Consider the following 2,250-nt stretch of genomic DNA (forward strand, 5'->3'; position numbering starts at 1 on the left):
CTACGAAAAAATAAAAGTGACACTTTACGAGTGACGAAAAGCGAACGCACAACATTGGGTTTTATGCAAGTTGGGCTTGACATTGTAACATCAGCTAATTGCAAATCCCAGCTTCAGTTCCAGAAGACGAATAACTATCAGGTTTTGTACATAAATTCATCAACATATTTTCAATCAGCAGCGGTTGTCAGCGGACGGAATACTAATTCCCAACCTGCATAAAGCCCTGCCCGTTAGCCGCAACTTGCGACACACCTAAACTATCATTACAGCAATGGACTCTATTTATGTTTTACTTTTTACACTGTTGTTGTACATATTCTTTGGGACAATTGTTGATGCATTTGTAGCAACAGACAGTTCGACACAATTACTACGTATAAGGACAAAGGTTTTCTTTCACACATTTGTTGCTCCAATCATATTTGGACTTGTAATTTTGTTTGTAATTCTGACTGACAACAAAGCGTTTAATATTTTCTTCGGCGTTGGACTTATTATTGGAAGTTTAATCAGAGCCTTTTTCGGAGAACGCAAATACTTAACAAATTTCATCCTTGACGATAGACACTTAGAAATAAAATATCTGACTTCATTGCTAAAGACAAAGAGCTACAGTTTTGATTTGACTGATATCACAAGTATTGAAATCGAAAAGGCAAATTGGTTAATTGAATATCCAGCATCAGTCAACATTAAGAGCAAAGAGGAATGGGCTAAATTTCATTTGGTTGACAAAAAAATGAAATCAATGCTTCAGAGCGACATTGATGCGGCTAACAAAAGTATTGCCAATAGTGGGGCTTGACATTGGAGCAGTCAGCAGTGGTAATTCTGCTGTACTGTGGTTCGGGGCTCGACGAATAAAGCCCAGCTTTTGTTCTTAATATTTAACTTTATCAAAAAGCCAGGCAGCGGTTCCGGGCGGACGAATATAAAATTCCCCACCATCGGCAATACCTGATCGTTGCCTGCAATAGTAACAGACCCCACAAACTATGAGTTACGATTTATATTTTTACAAGCCAAAGGGGACAAGCCTCACAGAACAACAGATAGCAAACTATTTGACTGAAAATTTGACTCCTGAAAATGAGAATGGCAAACAGTGGTTTTACGAGAACCAAGACACAGAAGTTTATTATTCACTTGACCAGAATGAACCTGAAGACGACCCTGAAAGCATAGAATTGTATGAAAGTTTCAACGACTTTGACAATACACATTTTTCTTTCAACTTAAATTATATGCGACCGTGTTTTTTTGGATTAGAAGCATTTCAGTTTGTTGAAAAATTTATGACAGATCTAAACTTATCAGTATTCAATCCACAATCAGCTTCAGAAAATCCGTACAAACCAACAAAAGAGGAGTTATTTGAAAACTGGAACAAAACAAATATGTGGTCAAGTGCTGACCACTTTGACAAAACTCAATCTTGTTACATACCGGCAGACAAGTCAAACAAAATATGGAATTACAATTACAATAGAAGTCGTTTACAAAATGAATTAGGCGACCAATACTTTGTTCCAAAAATATTTTTCTTTAAGACAAAACAAACAAACGAAGTTATTGCAGTTACAAGCTGGACCGAACATATTCCGACTGTAATTCCACCAGCGGACTACTTCCTATTGACAAGACAATACAAGAAATTTTTCAGAACACTTAAAGACAACATTTTAGTAACAAGACAGACTATTGAAAATAATTTTACTTCCGAATTTTCCGATTTCCAATTTCCAGACTGCAAAATCATTCATCCAAGTAACGCAGCCAAAATAAAAGACAAGTTCAATTCATTAAAAGCAGAACAAACACTTAGTGATTTTGCTGAAAGATTACCAATGGAAAATTTATACAATGCTAAATCTGACTAAAACTACTGCAGGCAACATTGCATTGGCAATATGGCGGGGCGACGAATATATTCTCAGTTTTTGTTTGCTATTCAGCTTCAGTTTCGCCAGACGAATAACACCGAGCAGCAGAATAAACGATGAGCTTTTGTATCTTTAATCAGCAGCGGCACTGGGCAGGCGTAACACAGAATACCGCCACATCGCCAATGCTTCAACGTTGGTGGCAAGTTAAAAAGACCCTACACTATGGACAGTTTCAAACAATCGATACTTAATTTTCAGAATAAATTTAGCAGACTTTTCAATTTTGGGTTTAGACGGAAAAAATTTGAATACAAAATTTCAAGTGACAGTTTTTGGGCTGTAAATACATCAAAAAGTAGCT

At 36.5% G+C, this 2,250-nt stretch carries 2 protein-coding genes; both read left to right on the forward strand.

What is annotated here, in order from left to right:
* Positions 1–274: 274 nt before the first annotated feature.
* A complete protein-coding gene (locus I5907_RS21555; RefSeq protein WP_196992936.1) occupies positions 275–808 on the forward strand; it encodes a hypothetical protein in 534 nt (177 codons plus the stop codon).
* A 190-nt stretch (positions 809–998) separates the two neighbouring features.
* Positions 999–1,883 (forward strand): hypothetical protein, encoded by an 885-nt coding sequence (locus I5907_RS21560; protein ID WP_196992937.1) that lies wholly within the window; start codon positions 999–1,001, stop codon positions 1,881–1,883.
* Positions 1,884–2,250: the final 367 nt, after the last annotated feature.

Origin of the sequence: Panacibacter microcysteis, assembly GCF_015831355.1 — a bacterium.
Lineage (GTDB): Bacteria > Bacteroidota > Bacteroidia > Chitinophagales > Chitinophagaceae > Panacibacter > Panacibacter microcysteis.